Annotated in this window: 3 protein-coding genes and 5 pseudogenes; 3 read left to right on the plus strand and 5 right to left on the minus strand. The window is 67.1% G+C overall.

Annotated elements, in window-relative coordinates:
• Positions 1–127: 127 nt before the first annotated feature.
• The 3 genes and pseudogenes from F7R91_RS41565 to F7R91_RS43620 all read right to left on the minus strand — a co-directional run.
• A pseudogene (locus F7R91_RS41565) lies at positions 128–256 on the minus strand (VOC family protein); the annotation flags it as partial.
• A 140-nt stretch (positions 257–396) separates the two neighbouring features.
• On the minus strand, positions 397–945 hold the full coding sequence (locus tag F7R91_RS41570; protein ID WP_150959042.1) for a DUF1062 domain-containing protein: 549 nt from the start codon (positions 943–945) through the stop codon (positions 397–399).
• A gap of 213 nt (positions 946–1,158) precedes the next feature.
• Positions 1,159–1,269: pseudogene (locus F7R91_RS43620) on the minus strand (IS5/IS1182 family transposase); the annotation flags it as partial.
• A 26-nt stretch (positions 1,270–1,295) separates the two neighbouring features.
• On the opposite strand from F7R91_RS43620, the gene F7R91_RS41575 reads away from it, so the two are divergent.
• Positions 1,296–1,820 carry a MepB family protein gene (locus F7R91_RS41575; RefSeq protein ID WP_150959044.1) on the plus strand — a complete coding sequence of 175 codons (525 nt, stop codon included), beginning with the start codon at positions 1,296–1,298 and terminating at the stop codon, positions 1,818–1,820.
• 101 nt (positions 1,821–1,921) lie between these two features.
• Here the strand turns inward: F7R91_RS41575 and F7R91_RS43625 are convergent.
• Positions 1,922–2,059: pseudogene (locus F7R91_RS43625) on the minus strand (MBL fold metallo-hydrolase); the annotation flags it as partial.
• Here F7R91_RS43625 and F7R91_RS41585 point away from each other — a divergent pair.
• Both F7R91_RS41585 and F7R91_RS41590 read left to right on the plus strand, forming a co-directional pair.
• Positions 2,056–2,907, plus strand: a pseudogene (locus F7R91_RS41585) (amidase); the annotation flags it as partial. The pseudogenes F7R91_RS43625 and F7R91_RS41585 overlap by 4 nt on opposite strands.
• 80 nt (positions 2,908–2,987) lie before the next feature.
• Positions 2,988–3,542 (plus strand): annotated as a pseudogene (locus tag F7R91_RS41590) (TetR/AcrR family transcriptional regulator); the annotation flags it as partial.
• 182 nt (positions 3,543–3,724) lie between these two features.
• Here the strand turns inward: F7R91_RS41590 and F7R91_RS41595 are convergent.
• Positions 3,725–4,195, minus strand: a 471-nt coding sequence (locus F7R91_RS41595) for a GNAT family N-acetyltransferase (protein WP_269144823.1), incomplete at its 5' end; no start/stop codon positions are given.

Genomic DNA, 4,195 nt, shown 5'->3' on the forward strand with positions numbered 1-4,195 from the left:
GAAAACGCCTCCACTCCGGACTCGGCTACAAGACTCCCGCAGAAGTCCACGCCGAGTACGAGGAGTTGCAGGCAACGGCATAAGGAGAACCCTCAACGCCGCTGTCCGAGAAGCGCAGGGCCCCTCAATCGTCCCAAGTGGCAAACCCCTCCGGTGGCGGCGGTACGACGTACCCCAACACTTCGCACCAGAAACGAGCGAGGCGCTCAGGTTCTGCGCAGTCAAAGGTGACTTGGAACTTCTTGATCGCTGACATCGGCGCACCATACCAAGGGGACTCTGCCGCTCTTATCCCAAGTGGATCCGCCCGCAACCCCGTCGCGCCAGTTACGGGAACAACCCTTGGTTCAGAGAAGTGACCAGGCCAAAGCTCTTCGCGTCGCTCCAGATGAGGGCTCAGCGCTTGAGCGTGAAGGTGAAGTCGCCGGAACGTTTGCCGCTCAGCCGGACTGCCGAAACGAGCTTCCCTTCCGTCATCAGTCTCTCGACCTCGGCCCGTGAAAGACCGCTGCCTTCAGTGATCAGTCGCACCGGCCGGACAGGAATCCGCGCCGCAAAGCGGACCGAGACATCGATCACCTCGCGGTCCAGGTGATCCGATCCGCCGGTGTCGAGGCGCCAGGCGTTGTCCCAGTCGAGGGCGATGCGATTACGGCGCCGTACGACCGGATCCTGGAGCAGCTCTCCTGTCAGGCCAGGGTCGTTGTCATGCAGCCGGTCCAGCAGCTCAGGTCGTACGGAGCGCACATTCATCCGCTCCAGGACCGCGAGCTTTGCAGTTCCCCCGCAAGCGGTACAGAGCGCGAGGAGCCAGGCGTCGATGAGTTTGTGGTGTGCGTTGACGCGAAATTTACCGGTTGCCCGGAAGTGGTCGGACGCGCAGGAGTGACAACGGCGGAGAACGAGCGGCAAGCAGGTGGGCATGACCACCCAGTTTTCGAGCACAGAAGTACACCGGTTTCAGTGAGAAGTCCGCAGCAGAAAGGAGCGCGGCGCACATGCGCGACGCACGACAAATCAGCGCTCGGGAGGTCTCACAGGGTGTACAACGGCACGTCCTTGACCAGACGACTTGGTTCGGCTGCACGGTAGTGGCGCGCAGCGGCGCCGTTCCACTGGATTTCGAGCTCGCCTCACCGCCAGGTTCTGTCCGGCGGATCATGGACGAAGCCAGAGCCGGATCGGGCCCACGGTGACGGTGCCTTGGAAGATGTAGGCCCACTTGTCGTACCTCGTCGCCACGGCCCGGAAGTTCTTGAGCCGGACGCAGCGTCGCATCATGGCAGGATGTGGGCATGGCGGCGCATCACTCCTGGGCAGGGCTTCACGGTGACCTGTTGGCGGCGAAGGTATCGGTGTACGACCCGTGCGGCTTTGCTTGCTCACAGCCGGTGCCCGAACCGGAGAGTGCCGAATACGCGGCTGACGCGTTCACGATCGACGGGTTGTCAGTCAGGTTCCGCGTAGCCAAGACCACCCCTACGAAAGTCGGCCAGTTCGTCACCGTGTGGCAGCGATCCGAAGAAGGCCCGATCCGGCCTTTCGACACCGAGGACGGGGTCGATCTCTTCGTCGTCAGTAGCCGTGACAGCGGCTCCTTCGGACAGTTCATGTTCCCGCGAGATGTGCTGTGCGAGCGCGGCATCGTGTCGAGGAACCGCTCCGGCGGGAAGCGAGGGTTCCGCGTCTACCCGCCGTGGGTGACCAGGACCAATCGTCAGGCACGCAGCACTCAGGCGTGGCAGGTGAACTACTTCCTGTATCTCGGGGAGGACCGGCCTGTCGACGTTGAGCGTGCCAAAGCCCTCTACCACCCGTAGTTGGCTGGGCCGTTCGCGCGGCGGCCTGACCGGCAGGTCCGCCTCCGTGGTCCGCTCCGGTACGGGTACGAGGCTTCGTCGGTGTACGTGCCGTCGCTGGGTCAGTGCGAGTCGGCTGGAACGGGCGTGAGCCGGTAGGCACTCTTGTCGGTGACGACGCGTCCGGCGGTGGGCGGCGCGAAGTGGGTGCCCAGGACGAGGGCGTCCGTGTCGGCGAGCGAGCTGAGCAGTTTGCGTCGGCCTCAAGCCGACCAACGGTCTCGTCCCCCGCCACGGCGTCACGTCCCTGTCCTGGTCGCTGGACCACGTGGGTCCGATCACCCGCACGGTCGAGGACGCGGCCCTGGTGCTGACCGCGCTGGCGGGACACGATCCGCGTGACCCCGCCTCGCTGGCCACTGCCGCCGTGGACTACCGGCCGGGCGCGGGAACGGACCTGACTGACCTGACGGGGCTGCGCATCGGTCTGCCGCGCACCTACTACTTCGACCACGTCGACGCGGAGGTGGAGACCGCCGTCCGGCACGCCATCGGTCAACTGGAGGCCCTGGGCGCACGGCTCGTCGAGGTCGACATCCCGTTGACGCGCTACCTCCAGGCCACACAGTGGGGACTGATGGTGCCGGAAGCCACCGCCTACCACGAGGCCACCCTGCGCAGCGTCCCCGAGCTGTACCAGGCGGACGTCCGCATCCTGCTCGAAGCGGGCGGCCTGATGACCGCCGGGGACTACCTGCGCGCCCAACGCTCCCGAACGCTCATGTCGGTACAGTGGACCCGCATGCTGAAGGAGGTCGACGTGATCGCCGCCCCGACCGTCCCGATGACCGCGGTCAGGGCCGACGAGGAGACGGTCACTTGGCCCGATGGCACGGTCGAGAACGTCTCCGACGCCTACGTGCGCCTTTCCGCCCCGGCCAACATCACCGGGGTGCCTGCTCTGTCCGTCCCGGTCGGCCACGACCTGGCGGGCATGCCGATCTGCATGCAATTGCTCGCCATGCCCCTCCGAGAGCGCACGCTCCTCCGCGTCGGCCACGCCTACGAGCAGACGCAGCCCGCCCGGGCGCTGGCCCCGGTGGCCTGAGACGGGCGCGAGGGCTGGAGAGGAGCAGCCCGGGGACGGATGAGCTCTAAACGCAAGGGTTGAGCTTTAAGCTTGTTTTCATGAGCCGTAAGCAGATGGTGCGCCCCGGCGGGCGCAGCGCCCGGGTCCAGGCATCCGTGCACACCGCTGTGCGCGAACTCCTGCCGGAGGTGGGTCGCGACGCGCTGACGGTGCCCCTGGTCGCCCAGCGCGCAGGAGTCACCCCGTCGACGATCTACCGCCGCTGGGGCACTCTGCAGGAACTGCTGTCGGATGTCGCGGTGGAGCGTCTTCGGCCCGATACCGCACCGGAGAACCACGGTGCCCTGTCGTCCGACCTCACGGCCTGGGCCCAGCAGTTCCTTGGCGAGATGGCCTCCCCTGCCGGTCGCGCCTACATCCGCGACGCTCTGCTCGGCGACCCGGACGGCGGCAATGCCGGCCAGTGCTCTGCCTACGCGGCCGAGCAGATCGACCTCGTCCTCTCCCGCGCGGCCGGGCGCGGAGAGAAGACCCCCGACGTCGAGACGATCATCGACCGCGTCGTCGCCCCCCTGATGTACCGCATCCTCTTCCGGCCGGATGGACTCGATGACGCGTACGCGCGGCGGTTGGTGGCAGGAGTCCTCGGTCCGGTCGGCCACCTGCGACCGGGGCGCCCGGAAGCTAGGCCGCGAGCGCGTGAATCTGCAGAAACGAGCAAACCTCCCGTGCCGCGCCATCGGCGTCTGCCGGCCCCCGCCACCGAGAGGGCGGTGTCGGCGGATCAGTTTTCTGCCGGCAGGTGCGTCTTGCGTCGGTCACGTGCCTAACCGGCTTATGGTCCGGCGTAGGAGAACTTGTACCCCGTGAAGTCGGCGACGTGGACGTATCCGATGCGCTGGTAGAGGGCGTTGCTGGTGGGGTTGGTCGGGTCCGCGAACAGGACGACGTCCGTCGCGCCCGCGGCCAGCGCGGCCCTGCTCGCCTCGACCGTCACGGCGCCCGCGTAGCCGCGGCCCCGGAGGCGGGCCGGGGTGTAGACGGGGTCCACGCGGACCATGCCGCCGACCATCGATGTCGAACCCGTCATGGAGACCGGAATGCCGTCCGGGGTCTCCCAGAACGTGAAGTGCTTGTCCGCGAAACGTGTGTCGGCCCAGGAGCCGGCGTCAATGGAGTCCATCCGTTGTTCTTCGCAGGGAATCCCGGCCTTCAGGCCGGGCGGGAATGCGATCTTCGGCCCGGAGGCGCGCAGCGCCGGAGTTCTCTGCGCCTGTGTGGTGAGGGTCAGGCTGGGCGCTTCTGG

The organism is Streptomyces luteolifulvus (genome assembly GCF_008806595.1).
Lineage (GTDB): Bacteria > Actinomycetota > Actinomycetes > Streptomycetales > Streptomycetaceae > Streptomyces > Streptomyces luteolifulvus.